The organism is Maribacter arcticus (assembly GCF_900167935.1).
Lineage (GTDB): Bacteria > Bacteroidota > Bacteroidia > Flavobacteriales > Flavobacteriaceae > Maribacter > Maribacter arcticus.
The window spans coordinates 54,604-77,311 of the sequence record NZ_FUYL01000008.1; the positions used below are offsets into that span (position 1 = coordinate 54,604).

27 protein-coding genes are annotated in these 22,708 nt (G+C 34.9%); 8 read left to right on the forward strand and 19 right to left on the reverse strand.

Going from position 1 to position 22,708, the window contains the following annotated elements; all coding sequences use genetic code 11:
• Window positions 1-150: 150 nt before the first annotated feature.
• Together B5X55_RS12860 and B5X55_RS12865 are read left to right on the forward strand one after the other, a co-directional pair.
• On the forward strand, window positions 151-642 hold the full coding sequence (locus B5X55_RS12860) for a sigma-70 family RNA polymerase sigma factor (RefSeq protein ID WP_079513043.1): 492 nt from the start codon (window positions 151-153) through the stop codon (window positions 640-642).
• 4 nt (window positions 643-646) lie between these two features.
• A complete protein-coding gene (locus B5X55_RS12865) occupies window positions 647-937 on the forward strand; it encodes a hypothetical protein (RefSeq protein ID WP_079513044.1) in 291 nt (96 codons plus the stop codon).
• Between the two features lie 283 nt (window positions 938-1,220).
• On the opposite strand, the gene B5X55_RS12870 is transcribed toward B5X55_RS12865, so the two are convergent.
• Window positions 1,221-2,051 carry an AraC family transcriptional regulator gene (locus tag B5X55_RS12870; RefSeq protein ID WP_079513210.1) on the reverse strand — a complete coding sequence of 277 codons (831 nt, stop codon included), beginning with the start codon at window positions 2,049-2,051 and terminating at the stop codon, window positions 1,221-1,223.
• Between the two features lie 116 nt (window positions 2,052-2,167).
• Between B5X55_RS12870 and B5X55_RS12875 the strand changes: the two genes are divergently transcribed.
• From B5X55_RS12875 to B5X55_RS12885, 3 genes are read left to right on the forward strand one after another with little or no spacing between them, the layout of a single operon-like run.
• The gene (locus B5X55_RS12875) at window positions 2,168-2,959 is read left to right on the forward strand and encodes a hypothetical protein (protein ID WP_079513211.1); all 792 of its coding nucleotides are present in this window, start codon (window positions 2,168-2,170) and stop codon (window positions 2,957-2,959) included.
• Between the two features lie 30 nt (window positions 2,960-2,989).
• Window positions 2,990-3,586: a sugar O-acetyltransferase gene (locus B5X55_RS12880; RefSeq protein WP_079513045.1), complete on the forward strand. Its 597-nt coding sequence runs from the start codon at window positions 2,990-2,992 to the stop codon at window positions 3,584-3,586.
• Between the two features lie 10 nt (window positions 3,587-3,596).
• Window positions 3,597-4,094: a cupin domain-containing protein gene (locus B5X55_RS12885; protein WP_234999733.1), complete on the forward strand. Its 498-nt coding sequence runs from the start codon at window positions 3,597-3,599 to the stop codon at window positions 4,092-4,094.
• A gap of 856 nt (window positions 4,095-4,950) precedes the next feature.
• Here the strand turns inward: B5X55_RS12885 and B5X55_RS12890 are convergent.
• Window positions 4,951-5,463 carry a lactoylglutathione lyase family protein gene (locus tag B5X55_RS12890; protein ID WP_079513046.1) on the reverse strand — a complete coding sequence of 171 codons (513 nt, stop codon included), beginning with the start codon at window positions 5,461-5,463 and terminating at the stop codon, window positions 4,951-4,953.
• Window positions 5,464-5,580: 117 nt separating this feature from the next.
• Here B5X55_RS12890 and B5X55_RS12895 point away from each other — a divergent pair, with 117 nt between their 5' ends.
• The 3 genes from B5X55_RS12895 to B5X55_RS12905 are packed head-to-tail and all read left to right on the forward strand — an operon-like array spanning window position 5,581 to window position 7,046.
• Complete coding sequence (locus B5X55_RS12895; RefSeq protein ID WP_079513047.1) at window positions 5,581-5,901, forward strand: winged helix-turn-helix transcriptional regulator; 321 nt, start codon at window positions 5,581-5,583, stop codon at window positions 5,899-5,901.
• Complete coding sequence (locus B5X55_RS12900; RefSeq protein ID WP_234999734.1) at window positions 5,902-6,315, forward strand: GNAT family N-acetyltransferase; 414 nt, start codon at window positions 5,902-5,904, stop codon at window positions 6,313-6,315.
• A 2-nt stretch (window positions 6,316-6,317) separates the two neighbouring features.
• On the forward strand, window positions 6,318-7,046 hold the full coding sequence (locus B5X55_RS12905; protein WP_079513049.1) for a class I SAM-dependent methyltransferase: 729 nt from the start codon (window positions 6,318-6,320) through the stop codon (window positions 7,044-7,046).
• Between the two features lie 22 nt (window positions 7,047-7,068).
• On the opposite strand, the gene hisIE is transcribed toward B5X55_RS12905, so the two are convergent.
• From hisIE to B5X55_RS12990, 17 genes are all read right to left on the reverse strand, one after another.
• Complete coding sequence (gene hisIE / locus B5X55_RS12910) at window positions 7,069-7,692, reverse strand: bifunctional phosphoribosyl-AMP cyclohydrolase/phosphoribosyl-ATP diphosphatase HisIE (RefSeq protein WP_394332843.1); 624 nt, start codon at window positions 7,690-7,692, stop codon at window positions 7,069-7,071.
• 170 nt (window positions 7,693-7,862) lie between these two features.
• A complete protein-coding gene (locus B5X55_RS12915) occupies window positions 7,863-8,555 on the reverse strand; it encodes an aspartate/glutamate racemase family protein (protein ID WP_079513050.1) in 693 nt (230 codons plus the stop codon).
• Window positions 8,556-8,763: 208 nt separating this feature from the next.
• Window positions 8,764-9,519: an imidazole glycerol phosphate synthase subunit HisF gene (gene hisF, locus B5X55_RS12920; protein ID WP_079513051.1), complete on the reverse strand. Its 756-nt coding sequence runs from the start codon at window positions 9,517-9,519 to the stop codon at window positions 8,764-8,766.
• A gap of 59 nt (window positions 9,520-9,578) precedes the next feature.
• On the reverse strand, window positions 9,579-9,929 hold the full coding sequence (locus B5X55_RS12925; protein WP_143814498.1) for a four helix bundle protein: 351 nt from the start codon (window positions 9,927-9,929) through the stop codon (window positions 9,579-9,581).
• 61 nt (window positions 9,930-9,990) lie between these two features.
• The gene (locus B5X55_RS12930) at window positions 9,991-10,506 is read right to left on the reverse strand and encodes a DinB family protein (RefSeq protein WP_079513053.1); all 516 of its coding nucleotides are present in this window, start codon (window positions 10,504-10,506) and stop codon (window positions 9,991-9,993) included.
• Window positions 10,499-11,263, reverse strand: coding sequence for a 1-(5-phosphoribosyl)-5-[(5-phosphoribosylamino)methylideneamino]imidazole-4-carboxamide isomerase (hisA, locus tag B5X55_RS12935; RefSeq protein ID WP_079513054.1), 765 nt, complete (start codon window positions 11,261-11,263; stop codon window positions 10,499-10,501). Before hisA ends, B5X55_RS12930 begins: the two co-directional genes overlap by 8 nt.
• A gap of 4 nt (window positions 11,264-11,267) precedes the next feature.
• A complete protein-coding gene (locus B5X55_RS12940; protein ID WP_079513055.1) occupies window positions 11,268-11,690 on the reverse strand; it encodes a GNAT family N-acetyltransferase in 423 nt (140 codons plus the stop codon).
• Complete coding sequence (gene hisH / locus B5X55_RS12945) at window positions 11,690-12,271, reverse strand: imidazole glycerol phosphate synthase subunit HisH (protein ID WP_079513056.1); 582 nt, start codon at window positions 12,269-12,271, stop codon at window positions 11,690-11,692. The genes B5X55_RS12940 and hisH overlap by 1 nt, the downstream gene beginning before the upstream one ends.
• A gap of 84 nt (window positions 12,272-12,355) precedes the next feature.
• A complete protein-coding gene (hisB, locus tag B5X55_RS12950; protein ID WP_079513057.1) occupies window positions 12,356-13,498 on the reverse strand; it encodes a bifunctional histidinol-phosphatase/imidazoleglycerol-phosphate dehydratase HisB in 1,143 nt (380 codons plus the stop codon).
• The gene (gene hisC, locus B5X55_RS12955; protein ID WP_079513058.1) at window positions 13,488-14,546 is read right to left on the reverse strand and encodes a histidinol-phosphate transaminase; all 1,059 of its coding nucleotides are present in this window, start codon (window positions 14,544-14,546) and stop codon (window positions 13,488-13,490) included. The genes hisB and hisC overlap by 11 nt, the downstream gene beginning before the upstream one ends.
• Before the next feature lie 48 nt (window positions 14,547-14,594).
• Window positions 14,595-15,875, reverse strand: a complete 1,281-nt coding sequence (hisD, locus tag B5X55_RS12960; RefSeq protein ID WP_079513059.1) for a histidinol dehydrogenase — start codon at window positions 15,873-15,875, stop codon at window positions 14,595-14,597.
• Window positions 15,876-15,964: 89 nt separating this feature from the next.
• Window positions 15,965-16,822, reverse strand: coding sequence for an ATP phosphoribosyltransferase (hisG, locus tag B5X55_RS12965; RefSeq protein ID WP_079513060.1), 858 nt, complete (start codon window positions 16,820-16,822; stop codon window positions 15,965-15,967).
• A gap of 228 nt (window positions 16,823-17,050) precedes the next feature.
• Complete coding sequence (locus tag B5X55_RS12970; RefSeq protein ID WP_079513061.1) at window positions 17,051-17,863, reverse strand: prohibitin family protein; 813 nt, start codon at window positions 17,861-17,863, stop codon at window positions 17,051-17,053.
• A gap of 9 nt (window positions 17,864-17,872) precedes the next feature.
• Window positions 17,873-19,900: a hypothetical protein gene (locus tag B5X55_RS12975; RefSeq protein ID WP_079513062.1), complete on the reverse strand. Its 2,028-nt coding sequence runs from the start codon at window positions 19,898-19,900 to the stop codon at window positions 17,873-17,875.
• 69 nt (window positions 19,901-19,969) lie between these two features.
• Window positions 19,970-20,719, reverse strand: coding sequence for a 3-oxoacyl-[acyl-carrier-protein] reductase (fabG, locus tag B5X55_RS12980; RefSeq protein WP_079513063.1), 750 nt, complete (start codon window positions 20,717-20,719; stop codon window positions 19,970-19,972).
• A 107-nt stretch (window positions 20,720-20,826) separates the two neighbouring features.
• Window positions 20,827-21,699 (reverse strand): succinate--CoA ligase subunit alpha, encoded by an 873-nt coding sequence (gene sucD, locus B5X55_RS12985; RefSeq protein WP_079513064.1) that lies wholly within the window; start codon window positions 21,697-21,699, stop codon window positions 20,827-20,829.
• A 71-nt stretch (window positions 21,700-21,770) separates the two neighbouring features.
• The gene (locus B5X55_RS12990) at window positions 21,771-22,706 is read right to left on the reverse strand and encodes a UDP-3-O-(3-hydroxymyristoyl)glucosamine N-acyltransferase (RefSeq protein ID WP_079513065.1); all 936 of its coding nucleotides are present in this window, start codon (window positions 22,704-22,706) and stop codon (window positions 21,771-21,773) included.
• Between the last annotated feature and the right edge of the window lie 2 nt (window positions 22,707-22,708).

Genomic DNA, 22,708 nt, shown 5'->3' on the forward strand with positions numbered 1-22,708 from the left:
AACAAAAAGTTTCCTTACCTCCGCACTACGTTTAGCTAAACCGTTACCAGTAATTTAAGAAAATCTGTAAATAAATTCAAAAATCTGTCATATTTCGAAAACTCTTGTCACTAAATAAGTAGAGAGTAATAATGAAAGACATAAATACCAATGACAGAAACATATGAACAGTTACTTGAGAATAATAAAGAGAAAATTTATAGAATTTGTAAAATTTACGCAGTTTCCCCTTTAGAACCTCAAGACCTTTTCCAAGAAGTAATCTTTGCAATTTGGAAATCTCTTCCAACTTTTAAAGGCAATTCGAGTGTTGACACTTGGATTTACAGAATTACACTAAATGTCTGTCTTCGCTCAAAACAAAAATCAGAGAAAACTTGTAACAAGACCCTTCAATTAGAATCAATTCAATTCATTCCTGTAGAAATTCCTATTGAGAATAATCAACAAGAAAAGTATAATGCCTTGACTTCTTGCATCTCAAAACTAAACAAAGAAAATAAATCAATAATCATCCTTTATTTAGAAGAATTGAAGTATACAGAGATTTCAGAAATAACTGGGTTAACAGAAAATCATATTGCAGTAAAAATGAAAAGGATTAAAAAAATCCTATTGGATTGTATAACAAATAAAATATAATATTATGTGGAATAGTGAACAGAAAAATATTTGGAGAGACATAAAAGACACTTGGAATGAACAGCCTCAATCCGAAAAAATTAATATTCAAGTATCACAGCTCATAAATGAGTTTAAAGGTAAGGTAAGTCAATTCGAGAAAGATTCGATTAATTCAGACATAGCTACTTTGAAATTAAACTGGGCTAATACGAAAAGTAATAAAGTCACCCAATTTGAAAAAAATTCAATAAAAAAGGACATTAACATCATTTCGGGATTTATAAGAAAAGTTATTGCCAAATTTCAGCGATAAAAACTACTGGCAACAATACCTATAAGTAATTCGGAGTTTAAGGCTAAATCGAAAGGTCTGTGTATATTTATAAAGCCACTAATCCCGATAGCTATCGGGAATGGATTTAGCTTTGGAAAAGAAAAAATAAAACTAAACAATAAGCTTTTGCTATGTGCGCAGACGGAAACAAAAAGTTTCCTTGCCTCCGCACTGTACTTAGCTCAGACGTTAGGGGCAATTATGACCCGTCCTGAAATATGTATACACGATAGGAAAGAGTATTATCGCAAACATTGGTCTTCTACCCTAATCGATTTCGATATTCACTTGGAGTAACACCCAAAACCTTTTTCACATACCGCGTAAAAAATGACCGACTTGAAAAAATCATTTTATCGGCAATTTCCGCAATGTTGAGATTTTCATTCTGTAGCAATAGTATAATACGCTCCTTGGTGTATCGTTGGATCCATTCAGACGCTGTAACACCAGAGTTTTGTTTGCTAACAAAATTTAAATATTTAGGGGTAACGCTAAGTGTATTGGCATAGTACCGTACTTCCCTTTCGGTCATACAATTTTCTTGCACCAGATGAACGAACCGCTCGTACAATGACCCACTTTGCAGGGTACGTTTTCTGCGCTCGTATTCATTCGCAAATGTATGCCACATTTCAAGAATAAACACCCGCATTTGCAGTTTCAATACCTCTTCATAAAAACGATGTTCCCTATTTTTAAATTTATCGTGCAACCATCTAAAATTTGACAAGACCCTTTGCCTGTCATTCTTATCGTTCAGCTGTTTGATAGGGTATTGACGGGAATGTAGAATGGCATCTATACTCCAGCTTTGATCAGGGATATTATCGTATAAAAAATGCTTCTCTACCAGCAAAATGGTTGCCTTAAAAGTCTTGGAAAATACCAAATCTTTCAATTGACTTTCTGCAAACCAAAACAAAAATTCATTGCCCCTGCATTGCATCTCTACGTTCTTGAACATAAAAGAAATACTTCCTTGATGGCAAAATAAATGGGTGTGGTAGTAGGTATTGAAACCTATCGGAAATCCCATTTCCTCAGATAGTTCCAAAAGAACAATGCACGGCTTATTTATCTCTAGCTCCATTAATTCAACCATTATTTTTTCTAAAATAAGTAATATTTGACATTATGTACGAAAATCGTGTAACAAATATAACTACTTGGTTTTTATTTTTGCATTGTAATACAAACAAGCTATTAATGAAATTGACTACCTCGGCTATTAAAAATCTCATTACGCTACTGCTTATTTTTCTAAGCGGCTTTAATACAATGGCGCAAGAAGAAACAGAATCCTTTCTAGATGACTTTAGAGGAACGGCAAGTGTTACCAATAACGGATTTTCGTTAGTACCCTCTTTTTCTTTGGGCGATCCGGCCCTTTTATTCGATTTAAAATTCACCAAGAAAAAATTAAGTTTTGAACCGGATATGCGCTTTGCGTTGGAGGGTAAACCTTGGTCTTTTGTTTTCTGGTTACGGTATAAGGCGATAGAAAATGAACGGTTTTCGTTGCGTCTTGGGGCGCATCCGGCACTGAACTTCAGGACCGTTAATATAGTTAGAAACGGGGAACCCGAGGAGCTTTTGGAAACACGGCGGTACCTTGCCTACGAGGTGGCGCCCACGTTTAAGGTTTCGGACAATGTGGGGCTTGGTGCATATTATCTATATGGCCACGGTTTTGATGAAGGGGTAAAAAACACCCACTTTATGGTATTGAATTCATACTTCAACAACCTCCATATTTCCGAAGAGTTATACCTTAATATATCTCCCCAAGCCTATTATTTGCTTACGGACGATTTAAAAGGTTTTTACCTTGTAGGCTTTGTTTCCTTAATAAAAAAAAATTTTCCCTTTTCTGTTTCGGCTATCCTCAATAAGGCCATAGATACAGAGATAGTCCCAGAAGATGATTTTACATGGAATATTTCCTTGATCTATAGCTTTGGCGGTGCGCACAGGCGAACGACCAAACGAAAAATTTGATGACCTTTGTAAATAGTGTAATTTGTAAAAATGGATAAATCAGAAAATCAGAAAAATAGTTCCAGTACGGCGGATAGGGACATTTTTGAGCGGTTAAGGAAAGGAGAAACCATTTTGCCCAACGACCCGCAAGCCTATAGAATGATTGAGGCCTCATACAACACGAAAAAATTGCTTTTGCAGATGAACAACGCTTCAGACCCTAAAGAAGTCAGGGATTTGTTAAGCCAAATTACAGCTAGTGAAATTGACGAAAGTGTTGCCGTTTTCACCCCTTTGTATATTAATTACGGTAAGCACACGAAAATTGGTAAAAACGTATTCATCAACTTCGATTGTACTTTTTTAGATCTGGGAGGAATTACCATTGAAGATGGCGTGCAAATAGCGCCCAAAGTCAGCTTGCTGTCCGAAGGACATCCCATTGCTCCCGATAAAAGACATTCTCTCGTTCCGAAATCCATCCACATTAAGAAGAATGCATGGATTGGTGCCAATGCCACCATTTTGCATGGCGTAACCATTGGCGAAAACTCTGTAGTTGCCGCAGGTTCGGTCGTTTCTAAAAACGTTCCCGACAATGTTGTCGTAGGAGGTACTCCTACAAAAATCATAAAGAAAATATAAAATAGATAAAATGAAAACACTAATGACACCCGCAGTTACGCTTCTACTTTTGATAGGCCAGGCCTGCAACACCAAGACAGAAACAAAAAAAGAAACCATGAAAGCAGATAAAAATGAATTGAATACCATTTTTCCAAAAGGTAAAAAAGGTACGGAAGAATGGTTTACTGGAAACGCCTACTATATTGCCTTGGTAGAAGCGGATTCTATACACACCACACTTGCCGGTAATGTTTATTTTGAACCCAAAGCAAGAAGTCATTGGCATACACACCCTTCTGGACAAATACTGATTATTACCGATGGAGTTGGATACCACCAGATTGAAGGGCAAGAGATTGAAGTCCTCAAAAAAGGAGATGTGGTAAAATGTCCGCCAAATGTAAAGCATTGGCATGGGGCTAGTTCTGATGTTGGTTTACAGCAACTTTACATTATTCCCAATACGGAAAATGGGATTGTAGAATGGATGGAACCGGTAACCGATGAAGTCTATAATGCCAAATAGAGTCCAAAACTATTTCGGGCGGTTGAATGAAGTTTACAAAAAATGAATATGAATATTGAAGGAAAAGTAATTGTCATTGTGAGAGTAAGTAGTAGCGGTTTCGTATAGCTTTTTACATTTGGCTCATAAAAGAACGGACAAAAGCCTGTATGCAACAATGTATAAACGCAATAGCGGTTTGGGTGCAAACTCGAATCGTTATTGCGTTTTATTAAGTATATTGTTAACGGAAATTAAACCCGATTTAGTCCTCCACTACGCTTAGCCCAGACGTTATCAGAAATTTGATATACTCAAAAGACATCCATAACTTTTTTCAACTTATACCTTCAAACAAATAAAAAGCCCTAATTCCTCAGAGCTTTGTAATTCCAATAAGTACAATTAAATCTTTTATTCAAATGTATAACACTCCCTATTTACTTGGGTCAAACGAAAGTACCTATGAGCATAATTATCAGGGTTTATGAGGTTGATGCAGTTTGGTTTTACCGCTACAGGAGTGGTAGCAAAAATACCTACGCCCTCTATTTAGTCAATGGGAATAATCAATGAACTTCGCTCATTTCTGGCATACTTAAAATCGTGATTTTAAGCTCGTCAATACTACCCTCTTCGTCTTCAAAATTAGTCGATGTTATAGAGATTTTAAAATTGAATTTTTGATTCTTATTGAGTTTTATACTGTATACTTTTCAGCTAGAATATTCTTAAGATTATGTTTACTATTGTAGATTGTAATACGAGTTAAAATAGTGTTTATTATTCGAAATCATTTTAGATTGATGAATGCCGATTTACAAGTAAATTCTTATAACACACGGATACCAATAAAAATAACACTGTAGGCAAAACATCATTTTGTGTAAGCACCAGAAGAATACGTTAACTCATAACTATGCGTGTAAACTTCAAAAACGATTCCGAAAGGGTCTTCTACATAACACATTTTGTATGGTTTATCATTTGGGTAATAAGACCTAATTGGCATTCTTTGTTTGCCTCCATTTGCAATTATCTTGGCCACCAAATCTTCAATATTAGGGTCTTGTATGCAGAAGTGAAATAAGCCAGTGTTAAACGGATTAAATTCTGGAGAATCTTTAATCCCATGTGGAAATGAAAATAATTCTATTCCAATACCATCTGAGGTTGACAAATGGGCTATTTCAAATTCTTCCCAATCATCGCCAAAGACATCGATGCACATTAAGCCGATGGCTGTTTCCTTTTCTTTCGTAATTTTAGATGGCTCCATAATTACGTACCACCCCATTACCTCTGAATAGAATTTTACTGCAGCTTTTAAATCAGGCACCGTAATACCAATATGTGAAAATGATTTTGGATAATTTTTATCTGAATTCATATCTTTCTATTTATACTACAAAATAAAACTATATTTGCCTTACTAGCAATAACTTACCTAAAAGTAATATAGTTACCAAAAAGAGTTAATTGCTGATTTATAAATAGTTATAAACAAATGAACGCGATAAATTTTTGCCCATTAGATCACACAATGAATTTAATTGGAACAAAATGGAAGCCCATAGTACTATTCCATCTACTAGAAGGGCCATTACGCTCGGGAATACTACAAAAAAAAGTGCCGGGAATTTCAAATAAGATGTTTACCCAAACCGTACGTGAATTAGAGAAAGATGGGCTCGTTATACGAGAAGTATTTGCTGTAGTGCCTCCAAAAGTTGAATATGCCTTAAGCGAAAAAGGAAAATCGTTAAAAGATATTTTGAAGAGTTTAGATACTTGGGGTGCTAATAATATTGATTCAATAAAAATATAGGTGATAAGAATTGTTCAAATCACATCAGATGAAACGGTATCCATTCGACATAAAGTCATGTGGCCAAATCATCCTGTTGATTATGTGAGATTACCTAATGATCACGAGGGGAAACATTACGGATTATATGTTGACGATACATTAATTTCGGTAGTTTCATTATTCACCTCGAATAAAGAAGCACAATTTCGAAAATTCGCTACACTTAATGAATATCAGAGAAAAGGATACGGTACAATATTATTAAATGAAATTATGAGTATCGCCGAGAAAGAGCAGCTTTCTAGAATATGGTGCAATGCAAGAACGGTTAAAACGAATTACTACTCCAAATTTAATATGCGCATAACTAATACTGAATTTGTAAAAGGAGGATTAAATTATGTGATTATGGAGCGTTCATTTTTAATATAGGTATGTCAAAAGAATATGATAAAATTACCGCCTCACATTATGCTGCTTATCGACCTTCATTACATGCTAAAATATTAAAAGCGGTTTTCGATTCTAGCGAAAAATTTGAATTAGGGTTCGATGTTGGTTGTGGTACTGGTAAATCTTCAATTGCACTAGCAAACTATTGTTCAAATGTGGTTGGTGTAGACCCTAGTAATGAGATGTTGGAAAAATCGCTACAACATCCCCTAATCACCTATCAATTAATTGATTCTAACACGTTCAATTTTGATAACGATGTCTTTGATATCATTACGTTTGCCGGTTCACTATATTATGCGAAATCACAATCGACATTAGATGAAATTATAAGAGTTGCAAAGAAAAACTGCAGGATTATAATTTATGATTTTGAAATATTTCTAGAACCTATATGTATCCAATTAGGCCTCAGGAGTGATATAAAACAACCAAATGATTATAATCATCAAGCTAACTTTTCAGAGCTTGATGAACAGTTTATAACCCTGGATAATGAGCAAATTAATTTGGTTTCATTAGATATCAAAATTACAGACCTAGCTCATTTATTATTATCCTCAAAAGATAACTATGTTAGATTATCAGAAGCATTTGGTGCAATTAATCTCTATGATGAAACAACAATGCGGTTACAAACAGTTTTTAAAAATGAAATGACCACTTTGAAAGCGATGACATATTTAACTTCTTATAGCGTCATTAAATAACCTTAAAAGTAGATTAAAGCATTTACTTTTTTCTCTTCATCAATTCTGCCTCTATATCTTTTAAGGTAAACCCTTTTGCCTGCAAAAGCATTAGGTAATGGAAAAGTAAATCTGCGCTCTCATACAGGAACAAATCATCATTATTATCCATTGCCTCAATTACCGTTTCCACCGCTTCCTCCCCTACTTTCTGGGCAATCTTGTTAATACCTTTTTCAAATAGCGATGCTACATACGATTTTTCACCATCAGCAGCGGTACGTCTTTGTTCTATAGTCGCTTCTAATTCTGAAAAGAAACCAAAATTTGAATTATTTTCTTCTTCCCAACACGTGTCTGTTCCTTTATGGCAGGTTGGTCCAACAGGATGTACTGAAATAAGCAATGAATCATTATCACAATCATTCTTAATACTTACTAAGTTTAGGAAATTACCACTCTCCTCACCTTTGGTCCATAACCGTTTTTTGGAACGACTAAAAAATGTCACCTTACCCGTTTCAATGGTTTTAGTTAAGGCTTCAGCATTCATGTAACCAAGCATCAATACATTTTTAGTGCGTGAATCTTGAATGATTGCAGGCACTAATCCGTCACTCATTTTATTCCAATCAGGTGTATTATAATTCATATTCTTATTACTCATTACTTTTATATCTTTTTCTATCCTTACGGCTCTTTTGGCCGACTAAGCATTTTTGGTCGTTCTGAATGCAGTTTAAGGCCCTTTTCGTGTTTCCAAGCCTTCGACTTCGTTGGGGATAGCCTTTGGTTTATTAAATCTACATACTGAGAACTGATACTGCCAACTGAATACTAAGAAAGGGCAAACTCTACAGCAGCAAACGCATGCTCTTTAGTGGTATCAATAACCACAATATCACAATCTTCCTGTTGAATCAACAAAGGTATTTCTGTACAACCTAAAATCACTCCTTCTGCTCCTTCTTTTTTCGACTTTTTAATAATGTCCAAATATAATTGCTTGGACTCTTCAGTTGTTATACCCTTAGATAACTCTGAATAAATAATCTTATGGACTATCTCACGGTCTGCTTCATTAGGAATCAACACTTCGATACCAAATCGGTTTTTAAGAATGTCTTTGTAAAAATCTAATTCCATAGTGTATTTAGTGCCAAGCAACAACACTTTCTTACATCCCTTTTCCTTCACCGCATTACCCGCCACTTCTGCAATATGCAATAAAGGAACGGTTATTTTTTCTTTAATAGTAGGGACACTTAAATGCATTGTATTAGCACAAATAAGAATTACTTCTGCACCCGATTTTTCTAATCGAACTGCAATATCGGTCATTTGCGTATGCAGAGCATTCCAATCTCCTTTAGCTTGCTTGGTCGATATATCAGCAAAATTCACCGATTCAATAAGACACTCACAAGAATTTTGTCCACCTAATAATTCCGCAACTCGGGTATTCAACAATTGGTAATACAACTGTGTTGACTGCCAGGTTATACCTCCGATTAATCCTATTTTTTTCATTGCTTAAAATTTAATTCGATACTCTTTGTCAGTCTAATCGCTGGCGAAGACACTTTTTGTTTTCCTAGGCCTTTGACTGCGCTCAGGATTACATATCGTTCAATAAATAGAATCCAGTTACTGAGCAACAACCTTTCGTGTTCCAGTCCCTTCGACTACCCTCAGAAAGCCATTTTGTTAAACTAAAACTTTCACTGCATACTGACTACTATATACGAACCGGTATTCCATTCTCCCTTAACTCTATCTTCAACTCTTGTATACCAATCTCCTTAAAGTGAAACACACTCGCCGCCAAAGCTGCATCTGCTTTTCCTACTACAAAGGTATCGGTAAAATGTTGTTTGTTTCCTGCACCTCCCGATGCAATAATGGGTATATTCAATTCTGTTGACAACTTAGCTAAAGCTTCGTTTGCAAATCCGTCTTTAGTACCATCATGATCCATAGAGGTAAAAAGAATTTCTCCCGCTCCACGTTCTTCTACCTCTTTTGCCCATTCGAATAACTTACGTTCTGTAGGTACTTTTCCACCTACTAAATGCACAATCCATTCACCGTCTATCTGTTTTGCATCAATAGCAACTACAATACACTGTGAACCGAATTTTGCCGATAAATCATTAATTAGCTGTGGATTCTTAACTGCAGATGAATTAATGGAAACTTTATCTGCGCCATTCTGAAGCAAAATATCTACATCCTCAACTGAAGAAATTCCACCACCCACGGTAAAGGGAATATTCACTTTTTCAGCAACACGATATACTAAATCGGCAAGAGTTTTACGTTTCTGTTCAGTGGCCGATATATCCAAAAATACTAATTCATCTGCACCTTCTTTACTATATATTTCAGCCAGTTCTACTGGATCACCTGCATCTCGTAAATCAACAAAATTTACGCCTTTAACAGTCCTTCCGTCCTTAATATCTAAACAGGGTATGATTCTTTTTGCAAGCATTATTTAAAGGTAAAAGGTTAAAAGTTTGAGGTACAAGTCAAACGTTATAAACTGGTTTTTCATTTTCTATTTTTTCTAGCAGTTATAATAGATGCAACTGTTATCGCTAATAACTCTGATGCTTCATTTTTCAACACATTAATTTCAATTTCATATTCTGGTAGCACTTCTATAAATAGTTCTAACCAATACACAGACTCATCTACTTCTTCCTCTACAATTTTTAACTTATTGATAAAATCAGAAGTAGATTTTGCCCTTTGAGAAGCACGATAATTTGCACCAACGGAACTTGAACATCGAATTAACTGCCTTGCCCAAGTATCAAATTCACGAGATTTAGGAAGTTTTGCACAAAATCGCCAACAATCAACTGCAAACTTTTTAGTCCTAGATTTTAAATCTTGCATAATTTAATTTTCATTTAAAAACCTTTAAATTCCTACCTTGTATCTTTAACCTCGTACCTCCCTACTTATTTTTTTTGTTTAAATCAATTCCATCATAAAAGCCCAAATCCTTATTCTTTAACTGTTTTACCCAGAAAGCTATTTGCCCAGTATGATAGGAATAATGTTCTACCGCATGCAGAATGATGCCAACACCTGAAAATGAAAATCCTTGTACCGTTCTAATTTTAACTAATTGACTGGGAGTAGCATCGAAAATAACACGTTTTGCAGTACCGACTACATCTTCTAATTTTTTAAGCAACTCATCTTTTGTGAGTCCGCTAGTCAGTGAAAACTCACTATCTCTAAGTCTCTTGTCTTCAGTTTCACCCAAAGAAGAAATTACATATTGAGAAATATTACCACATAAATGCAAGATTAAATTTGCAATACTATTCAATGATTCATTTGGTTTTTGCCAAACTTCATCTTCTGAAATTTTAGCAAGACTCTTCTTAATCATGCGTGTACTTTCATCCATTCTGTACAATGCATTCTTAACTAATTCTTCGACTAATTGAGTTTCTTTATCCATTACTTAAAATATAAGATTCTAACTGCTTTAAACTGATTCGATTTTCATAAATAGCTTTTCCGATAATAGTACCTTCACAACCCATTTCTGCCAGTTTGGGCAACTCATCAAAAGTTGAAATTCCACCGGATGCAATTAGTTTTAGTTCACGAACAGTTTGGTCTTCGACTGCGCTCAGACTGAGATTTGTATTTTCTATTATTTTCCGATACAAATCAAACGACGGACCTTCTAACATACCGTCTTTACTGATATCGGTACAAATAACATATTGAATTCCTTTTGATTGATATGACTTAATAAACGGAATAAGTTCCTCTTTGGATTCCTCTTGCCATCCTGAAATAGCTACTTTTTCATCCATAGCATCAGCACCAAGTATAATTTTGTCAGCACCATGTTTTTCAATCCATCCAATAAAAGTTTCAGCATCTTTTACTGCAATACTACCACCGGTTATTTGTTTTGCTCCACTCTCAAAAGCGATACGTAAATCGTCATCAGTCTTTAATCCGCCACCAAAATCAATCTGCAAACCTGTTTGCGAAGCTATCTGTTCTAAAACCTTATGGTTTACAATATGTTTAGACTTTGCACCATCTAAATCTACCAAGTGTAAATACTGAATACCATGTGCTTCAAACTCTTTTGCAACTTCTAATGGATTCTCATTGTAAATTTTTTTAGTATCATAATCTCCTTTAGAGAGTCGGACACATTTACCATCAATAATATCTATAGCTGGAATAATTCGCATTTTCTTAATCTAGTTTTTGTTTATCAATACTCATCCATAAAGGAGAATCACCTATAGTTTTAAATCCATAGCGTTCATATAAACCTTGAGCGTCTTTGGTTTTTAACGCTATAGTTTTAAGGTTTTTGATTACATCATCTTTCAACATATGCTCCACTAAAATCTTACCATAACCTTTACCTTGAAATTTTTCAAATATGATAACATCCATAAAATACCCAAAATAGATATAGTCTGTAACTACGCGACCAAAGCCTATTTGTTCCTTATCCGAAGTGTATATTCCAAAGCAATAGGAGTTTTTAATGGTCTTTTCAACATCCTCCAAGGTTCTACCATCTCCCCAATATTCATCGGCTATAAAAGTTTTTATAGCATTCACATTCAATAAATTTTTTTCAGTTGAAATAAAATATTCTTGTCCCATTACATGTTTAAAAAATTCTTCAATATCTTCTCCCCAACACCACTACTTTTTTCGGGGTGAAATTGAGTACCGTAAAAATTATCTTTTTTTAAGGCGGCAGTATAATCTAATCCGTAAAAACATACTGCAATCGTTTCGGTACACAACGGTGCATAAAAACTATGAACTAAATAAATATGTTCATTTTCAGTTACCCCATGGAATAGATTTGATTTGAGTTTATTAATCTGGTTCCAACCTATTTGTGGAACTTTTACAGAAGAATCAAACTTCACCACATCAACATCAAAAATTCCGAGTCCGGCAGTATTACCTTCTTCAGATGAGTGACACATTAATTGCATACCTAAACAAATACCTAGAACTGGCTGTTTTAAAGATGGTATTAGTTTATCAAGACCGCTATCTCTAAGTTTTTTCATAGCAGAACTTGCCTCGCCCACACCAGGAAAAATCACTTTATCAGCATTTTTAATTTCAGAAACATCACTGCTCAAAACCGCTTCATAACCCAATCGTTTTATGGCAAATTTGATGCTCTGTATATTTCCGGCGCCGTAATTTATAATGACAATTTTCATTAAAACTAGTATTGAGTAGTTAGTATTAAGTACAAAGCAAATCTTAAAAGACTGAATACTTTGTACTTATTACTAAGTACAATTTTAAAGAACTCCTTTCGTACTTGGTAAAACCATTTTTTCAACATCTCTTTTAACGGCCATTTTTATACTCTTTGCAAAGGCCTTAAAAATAGCTTCAATTTTATGATGCTCGTTGGTACCTTCGGCCTTTATATTCAAATTAGCTTTAGCGCCATCGGTAAATGATTTAAAAAAGTGATGAAACATTTCGGTAGGCATGTCCCCTACCATTTCACGATTAAAGTCTGCATTCCATACCAACCAATTTCGACCACCAAAATCAATTGCTGCCTGAGCCAAACAATCATCCATTGGTAAACAAAATCCGTATCGTTCAATACCTAATTTATTTCCTAAAGCGTTATGAAAAACTTCACCAAGCGCAATACCTGTATCTTCTATCGTATGGTGCTCATCAACTTCTAAATCTCCATTAACCTTAATGGTTAAATCCATTTGGCCATGACGTGCCAATTGATCAAGCATGTGGTCGAAAAACGCTAATCCGGTTTTGATATCGCTTCTACCCGTACCATCAAGATTTAGTTTTATCAGGATATCTGTTTCGTTTGTTTTTCTATGTGTTTCCGCTGTTCTATCCTTCAACTTCAAAAACTCATAGATTTTCTCCCAGTCATTGTTTTCTATAGCTATATAAGTATCTAACTCATCTCGCTTTACCGTTATTTCAACAGTACCCAAATTGGTTTCGTCATTAATAAAAATGCCTTTAGCGCCAAGATTCTTAGCCAATTCCATATCTGTTAATCGATCACCAATAACAAAGGAATTTTCTAAATCGTATGCTTCAGAAAAATACTCAGTTAACAATCCTGTACCCGGTTTTCTTGTGTTTGCATTTTCATATGGAAAAGTGCGATCCAAAAATACCTTATCAAAAACGACTCCTTCGTTTTCAAAAGATTTCATAATAAAATTATGAACAGGCCAAAACGTATCTTCTGGAAAAACATCGGTACCCAAACCATCTTGATTGGTTATCATTACCAATTCATAATCCAATTCTTTAGCGATTTTACCAAGAAAAGTAAATGCTTTCGGATAAAATATCATTTTTTCAAAAGCATCTATCTGCTCATCAATTGTTTCTTTGATAATAGTGCCGTCGCGGTCTATGAACAATACTCGTTTCTTACTTTCCATATTCGTTTGATAGTGCTTTTAAAGCGGTAATTACAATATTATTTTCTTTAGATGTACCTACGGTGAACCTGAGTGTATTTTCACATAACGGTTGTGTAGTACGATTTCGAACTACAATTCCTTTTTTTAATAATTGATTATAACGTAGCGTAGCATTATCTACTTTCGCCAAAATAAAATTAGCGTCAGTAGGGTATATTTTAGAAACAAACGAAACTGTTTCTAATGTATTAATCAATTTTGCACGCTCCTCTAGAATAGTTGCTACTTCTGCTTGTACCGATTTTTCATCAGACACTCTTTGTATCGCTCGCTCTTGCGTTAATTGATTTACGTTGTAGGGCGGTTTTATTTTATTGATAACAGCAATGATTTCTGCGGATGCTAAACAAATACCCAAACGAATACCTGCCATACCATAAGCCTTCGATAGTGTTTGTGTAATTATCAAATTGGGGTATTTAGCTAGTTTTGAAGTCCAACTTTCTTCTAGTGAGAAATCGATATAAGCCTCGTCGATGACAACCAGGCCAGTAAACGATTTCAAAAGGTCTTCAATACTACGGGTAGAAAAACTATTCCCTGTAGGATTGTTTGGTGAACAGATGAATAACAATTTAGTGTTGCCATCTATTCTTTCTTTTATTGCAGAAACATTCGGTTGAAAAGCATCGGTAAGCAAAACTTCCCTGTTTTCAACTAAATTGATACCCGATAAGACTTTATACATACCATATGTTGGTGGCAATGTAATAATGTTGTCCTCCTTAGGCTCACAGAAAGCTCTAAACAATAAATCTAATACTTCATCACTACCATTACCTAAAAGAATATTTTCTTCCTTAATACCTTTCTGTTCTGCCAAAATAGCTTTTAAAGCTCTCTGTTGTGGATCCGGATAGCGATTCACTCCATTTTCAAACGGATTCTCATTCGCATCTAGAAACACCATGGTAGAACCATCGGAAACATATTCATCGCGTGCAGAAGAATACGGACTTAAGCCCTTTACGTTTTCTCTTGTTATGTTATCTAAATTGAAATTCATTTCTTCATAATTAGGTCTCGACTGCGCTCGACCAGACAATACTTATTTTTATAGGCTTTTTAATCTTAGGGTTATCGCATTTTTATGCGCCTGTAAACCTTCAGCTTCGGCCATTAATTCAACAGCATTGCCAATATTTTGAATACCTTCTTTTGTGATTTTCTGAAACGTCATGCTTTTCATAAAACTATCTAAATTCACTCCACTATATTGCTTTGCATAGCCGTTTGTAGGCAAGGTATGATTGGTGCCAGAGGCATAATCACCAGCACTTTCTGGCGTATAATTTCCAATAAAAACAGAACCTGCATTTTGAGTATTATCTATATAAAAATCCTCATTTGCTACACAAACAATATAATGTTCAGGACCATATTCATTGATTAAGTCAATCGCCATTTGGTCGTCTTCAACATAGATAAGTTTACTATTCGCAATTGCTTGTCTGGCAATTTCTTTACGTGGCAGTTCTTCTAATTGCAGCGCTACTTCTTTCTCTACTGCATTAATCATCGTTTTTGAAGTAGACACCAAAATAACTTGACTATCAATACCATGCTCAGCCTGACTCAATAAATCGGATGCTACAAAAGAAGCATTCGCCGTATCATCAGCCACTACTAATAATTCTGAAGGACCCGCCGGCATATCAATTGCTACACCATGTTTCGTAGCAATTTGCTTCGCAACGGTTACGAATTGATTCCCTGGTCCGAATATTTTATACACTTGAGGTATACTCTCCGTTCCAAAGGTCATCCCTGCAATCGCTTGGATACCTCCAACCTTTATAATTTTAGTAACTCCGCATAAATTCGCTGTATATAAAATAGCAGGATTTAATTGCCCTTCTTTATCAGGTGGAGAACATAGCACAATTTCAGAGCATCCAGCAATTGTAGCAGGAACCGCCAACATTAAAATAGTAGAAAACAATGGAGCCGTACCCCCTGGAATGTAAAGTCCTACTTTTTGAATAGGTCTTTTCTCTTGCCAACAAGAAACTCCCCGTGCTGTTTCAACTGCTACACGACCCGTCTTTTGGGCTTTGTGAAATACTTCGATGTTCGACTTTGCCAACTGAATAGCAGATTTCAAGTCATTAGAAACTAAAGCCTTAGCCTTTTCAATTTCTACATCTGAAACCAACATATTCTCTAAAGTGACTTTGTCAAATTCTTGGGTATACTTTTTTAATATACTGTCACCACTCGTTTTAACTTCCTCAAAAATAGTATTGACCAATCCTTCAATATCAGCCACTGTCTGAGTAGGACGTCTAAGAACATCTTTCCAATCTTCTCTTTTAGGATTATATATTTTGTTCATTTTTTTTAGTAGCTAATGCCTTGTGCTGTTTTCCCATGGCAATAAATCAATAATTTAATTAAGCCAATAGCATAAGGCTAAAGCCTTATTTACAGTACCATTTTCTCAATTGGGCAAACTAAAATCCCTTCTGCACCTGCTTTCTTCAACTCATCGATAACTTCCCAAAAAGAATCTTTATTTATTACAGTGTGAACAGAACTCCACCCTTTTTCAGCTAATGGAAGAACTGTTGGACTTCGCATTCCTGGTAATAAACTTAAAACTTCTTCTAGCTTTTCATTAGGAGCATTCAATAACACATATTTTGAACCTCTAGCTCGTAATACCGATTGAATACGGAATTGCAATTTCTCTAACAACGCTCTTCTTTCTTCAGAAATCTTTGGAGAAACGGCCAATACAGCCTCACTAGTAAGCATTACCTCTACTTCTTTAAGGTTGTTCTTAAACAAGGTACTACCACTAGAAACAATATCACAAATAGCATCTGCCAAACCAATATTTGGAGCTATTTCAACTGAACCACTAATTATATGTAAATCTGCAGTAATGCCTTTATCCTTTAAGTAATTGTTTACGGTGTTCGGATAAGAAGTGGCAATACGTTTTCCTTCAAAATCTTGTATTGATTTATATTTAAATGATTTAGGAACTGCCAATGAAACTTTACATTTCGAGAATCCTAATTTTTCGGCAATAGAAATATCTTCTCCTTTTTCAACCAGCACGTTTTCACCAATAATAGCAATATCAACTACCCCATCTCTTAGGTATTGTGGTATATCTCCATTTCTAAGGTAGAAAACCTCCATCGGGAAATTTCTTGACGAAGCTTTTAATTGGTCTTTTCCATTATCGATGGAAATCCCGCAATCTTTTAAAATTTGAAGGGATTCCTCATTAAGTCTTCCCGATTTCTGAATAGCAATTCTAATTTTAGTCATTTCTTTTATTTAATGCTTGACAACCAAAACAGAGTTAAATACAAAACCCGTTTGATTGCTCAAACGGGTTTTTAAATATGTTGTACTACTACAATACATTCCTACCTCGCCTGAGCGTGAGTATGATGATGTGTAGTTCTGTTCTTCATTATAATGTAAAAGTAAAAGGTATTTTCCATTTCACAAAACAAAAGTTTAAAATGAAACAAAAATAATTAACTCCGTGTTTTAGTTATTGCCCAAAATTAATGGAAGACCATCGCTACCACCTACAATGACAACTTTTGAATTAGGTGACTCTGCCAATTTTAGTGTAGCATCGATTCCTTTATCCTTTAAAATCTGGTCATTTAAGGAAGCACTTAAAATACGGTTGGCATCTGCTTTACCTTGTGCTTCAATAGTAACTTTTTCAGCCTCTTTCTTCGCAGTAACCAGTCTAAACTCATATTCTAAAGACTCCTGTTCTTGCTTTAACTTTCTTTCAATAGCATCTTTAATCGTTGGAGGTAAAGTTACATCCCTTACCAATATTTCATTCAATTGAATATATTGTCCTGAAACTATTTTTTGAGTCTCGTCAAAAATTTCTTGTTGAATCGCATCCCTTTTACTTGAATACAGTTGCTCTGGCGTATAACGGCCAACCACAGAACGTGCAGCAGATCGTATCGTTGGTAACAATACACGTTGAATATATTCCGTTCCCTTCTCTTGGTGTAATTTTCCTAAATCACTACGAATAGGTTCGAACCAAGCCGATGCTTCCAATTTGATATCCAAACCATTACTTGACAATACATTCATACTTTCAAGAACTTCTTGTTGTCGTACTTCATAAACAGTCACTCTATTCCATGGAGCTACCATATGAAATCCTTCACCCATTGGAGGTTCATCGGTTACTACACCTCCACCAAACGTTTTATACAAAACACCAGCCTGACCTGAGTCAATGGTAACAGTAGATTTTGATATTCCAATAATCAATACAATAAAAATAAATATTGCCGGTAATGCAATCTTTGGTAATTTGTCCATTCGTTTTTTTTAAATTAATCCGTTATATTTTCTGACAATCCATTCTGCTGCAAAAGCAAAAACTATTAAGGCCAGTAGAATTTTGAATTCTACCAAAGGTACGATATTTATAGTGCTTTTCTCTGTTGGAACATAGTTATCGTTTTCTATTAATTCTTTCTTAATAGCTTCGATTTGAGATACATAAAATTGTTTACCCCCAGAGTTAGTTGCTAATTTTTTCATTTTAGAATTATTACTTGATACAAACTGATTTTCCATATCAAATTCTGAGATTATAAATAAACCTGTTTCTGTTCTGGTATCATTATCAACCGAAACTAAAAAGTCATACTCACCGGCCAAAAGATTCGAAAGGTCTGCTTCAAAATAGCTGTTTTTTAATACCATCGGATTATCTTGACTAGACTTCGTTTTCTTATCAGTAACCCTAATTTTTATCTTCGCATTTGGGTCAAACAAAAATGCCTCATCAAAATAGGTTGCAGTTATAATGGCATTGGTACTGCCTTCATATACTTTTTCATAGTCAACATTAAGGCGCGATTTATTCTTGGTACTAGTTAAGTAGCGAATCAAATTACCCATAAATTCGTCAAAATTGATAAAATCACCCGTATTTCTAAATGTTTGCATACGCCATTTCCAAAGATTTTCGCCAACTAGCAAAGCCTGTTTTTTAGAATTATCTTCTATAACTGATAATAAAGGCTGTTGTACATTCAATCCTTTAATTTGAGAGCCAAGCATTGCCTCATAAGGTTTTTGAAAAATGATGGGTCCTGCGTCACTTATCAAAGGGGGAAATTCGGCTAAATCGAATTTAGAAATATCATACTTTGAGAATGCATTATTCAACAATGCAAAAACCTCTTGTTGAGGATAACCATTTTCAATTTCAAAACCAAGATTTGCTTCCTTCAAAAATGAATAATCTGCATGAGGGCCTGTAATAATAAAAGTGTTTCCATTTTTACTTTTAGCATAATCGAATGCGCTTTTAAAATTTGCAGTTGGCTGATAAAAAATGAATAAATCCATTTCATCTAATATACTATTAGCAACATTTGGCTTTAAAATGAATACTTCTCTTTGCTCATTACTTTCTATAGCTTTCTTAAGAGTTCCCAAATCAGGATGCAAAATATCGGCAATCAATCCAATTTTTGTCTTTTCATCAATTACCTCAATACTAGTAGACCTTCTATTGTTAGCTACATTTCGTTCTTCAGGTAATTGAGATATTTCTACAATTAAATTTTTAATACCGACGGTACTAGCATCTATTTCAATCGAGATGGCTTTAAAATTAGTTTCACTATTTAAATTTAAATTCTCGCGATGTACAATTCTATCATTCATCTTAACGGTTACGGTAGTCGAAACAGCCGTGTTACCTTGATATGATATATAGGTTTCTAAAGGGAATTTGTTTTTTAGAAAAGCATATTTATTAGTTAAAATAGGTCCGACAGATAAATCCTTATACTTAGTGGTATCTCCCAAGACTACAGTATAAAGCGTGCTATTTTCGTTAGATTTAAAATAACCATAATCTTGACCAATGGTCTGGTTACCATCAGATAATAATAGCGTTATCGTCTGTTCTCGAGCGAAAATATTTTTTAAAGCAAAAAGAGATTTATATATATTGGTGTTCTTATCTTTAAAAGTTAAGCTATCAAGAACACCTAATTCACTACCAAATAGATAATCACTTATTTTAAATCTTCTTGAAATTTCTTCCGAGGATTTTAATTCAGAAATCAGCTCTTTAATTTCATCTCCACTTTCAGAAATTGAACTTGAATTATCAGCCAAAATCACCAGATTTGGCTTTTCTAAGCTATAAGATTTTTGAGAAAACTGAGGGTTTATTAGTAAAACAAGTAAACCAAATATTCCTATAAATCTTAAAAAGGCTAAGAGCAAATATACTTTGCTTTTAGCCTTTTTTTTATATACATATTGAAGCACAACTATACCTAGAGCACCGATAGCAGCAAGAACAATATACAATACCGTTATGGTTTCCATGGATTTAGAAAATATTATGCACAATAGGAACAGACAAATAATCTGTTAACCGAATTATTCGTTTTCGGCTTAAGTTAACATACCACCGTCTACATTCAAAACCTGACCGGTTACATAACTAGAAAGGTCTGACGCAAAATAAAGGCATGCATTGGCAATATCTTCTGGAGAACCTCCTCTTTTTAAAGGAATACCATCTCGCCAGCTTTGAACAGTTTTTTCATCAAGTTTGTCAGTCATTTCTGTTTCAATAAAACCTGGTGCAATCGCATTACATCTTATATTTCGTGAGCCTAATTCAAGCGCTACCGACTTTGTAAATCCAATCATACCTGCTTTTGAGGCAGCATAATTTGTTTGACCCGCATTTCCTTTAACACCAACTACACTACTCATATTAATAATAGAGCCGCTACGTTGTTTTAGTAAAGTTCGTTGAACCGCTTTGGTCATATTAAAGACCGATTTTAAGTTGATATCGATTACCGCATCAAAATCAGCTTCAGACATACGCATTAGAAGATTATCTTTTGTAATTCCTGCATTATTGATTAACACATCAATTCTTCCACCGAAATCCACTAAAACTTTAGCAACTAATTCTTCAGCTTCTTGAAAATTAGCCGCATTACTTTTATAAGCCTTGGCATTTACACCTTTAGCCTTCAATTCTTTTTCTAATTCAAGAGCAGGAGCTTCGCTCGAGCTATATGTAAAAGCAACATTGGCTCCATGGTCAGCAAATACTTGTGCGATACCCATTCCTATTCCCCTACTTGCTCCTGTAATAATTACGTTTTTATCTTCTAATAATTTCATAAGTCAATCATTTACTTAAGGTCATTTACCAAATATACCTTTTGTTTGAATTATAGGCTAAAAAAAATCCCGCTACAAACGGGATTTTATATGAATAATATGAGTTTTTAACCCATTACTTCTTTTACTTTCAAACCAATTTCTGCTGGAGAATCAACTACGTGAATTCCACATTCTCTCATGATACGTTTTTTAGCTTGCGCTGTATCATCACTACCACCAACAATTGCACCGGCATGACCCATTGTTCTACCTGCTGGTGCAGTTTCACCTGCGATAAAGCCAACAACTGGTTTTTTACTTCCACTAGCTTTATACCACTGTGCGGCATCAGCTTCTAGTTGACCACCAATTTCACCAATCATAACTACACATTGGGTCTCAGGATCATTGATTAAAAGCTCTACTGCTTCTTTTGTTGTAGTTCCAATAATTGGATCACCACCAATACCAATAGCAGTGGTAATACCCAAACCTTGACGAACAACTTGATCAGCTGCTTCGTAAGTTAATGTACCAGACTTAGATACGATACCTACGTTACCTTTTTTGAAAACGAAACCTGGCATAATACCAACTTTAGCTTCACCTGGAGTAATAACACCAGGACAGTTAGGACCGATTAAACGACAATCTCTACTTTTTATATAATTGGCAACCATTACCATATCAGCAACTGGTATACCTTCTGTAATTGTAATAATAACTTTAATACCTGCATCAGCTGCTTCCATTATTGCATCAGCTGCAAATGCTGGTGGAACAAAAATTATAGTCGTATCTGCGCCTACTTTTTCAACAGCTTCCGAAACCGTGTTAAAAACTGGTTTTCCTAAATGCTCTTGACCTCCTTTACCTGGTGTTACACCACCCACAATATTAGTACCGTACTCAATCATTTGCTCGGCATGAAAAGTACCTTCACTACCGGTGAAACCTTGTACGATTATTTTGGAATCCTTATTTACTAATACGCTCATACTACTGTAGTTTTTATTTTTAACAGAACAAAAATATAGGTTTGTTAATGAATTTTAAAGCATTAACACGCTTATTTCTTATCCAACTTTTTAATTATTTCTGGAATCTTCTTTATATATGCTAATTGTTTCAATTTTTCGCGAGATTCTTCTATAGGTGTACCAAAATAACTCTTACCACCAGCTACTGACTTAGTCACTCCAGTTTGCCCCATTATAACGGCGTTCTTACCAATAGTAATACCGCTATTTGTACCTACTTGACCCCACAAAGTCACTTCATCTTCTATAATAACACAGCCTGCTATACCAGTCTGAGATGCTATTAAACACTTCTCTCCAATTACTGTATCGTGACCCACATGAACTTGATTATCGAGCTTTGAACCAAAACCGATGGTGGTATCTCCTGTCACTCCCCTATCTATAGTACAAAGAGCACCTATGTCTACATTGTTTTTCAAAACAACTCGTCCGCCAGAAATTAATTTATCGAAACCTTCTGGGCGTTTTTTGTAATAAAAAGCATCTGCCCCCAAAACACTACCCGCATGTATGGTCACATTGTCGCCAATAACACAATTGTCATAGATGGAAACGTTAGAATGTATTAGGCAATTATCTCCAATAGTAACATTGTTACCTATAAAAGTATTTGGTTGTATAACTGTATTCTTTCCAATTTTTGCCGTAGCTGAAATGGAATGGTTATTCGGAACAAAAGGTTGAAAGAAAGTAGTCAATTTATTGAAATCTCTAAACGGGTCATCTGAAATGAGCAGAGCCTTACCTTCTGGGCAATCAACACTTTTATTGATTAAAATAACCGTAGCCTTAGACTTTAAGGCTTTATCATAGTATTTTGGGTGATCTACAAAAACAATATCACCTTTCTCAACGACGTGAATTTCATTCATTCCCAAAATTGGAAAATCATCTTTACCCACATATGTACTCGAAATGATATCGGCAATTTGCTTTAATGAAAATGTAGTAGGAAACTTCAATT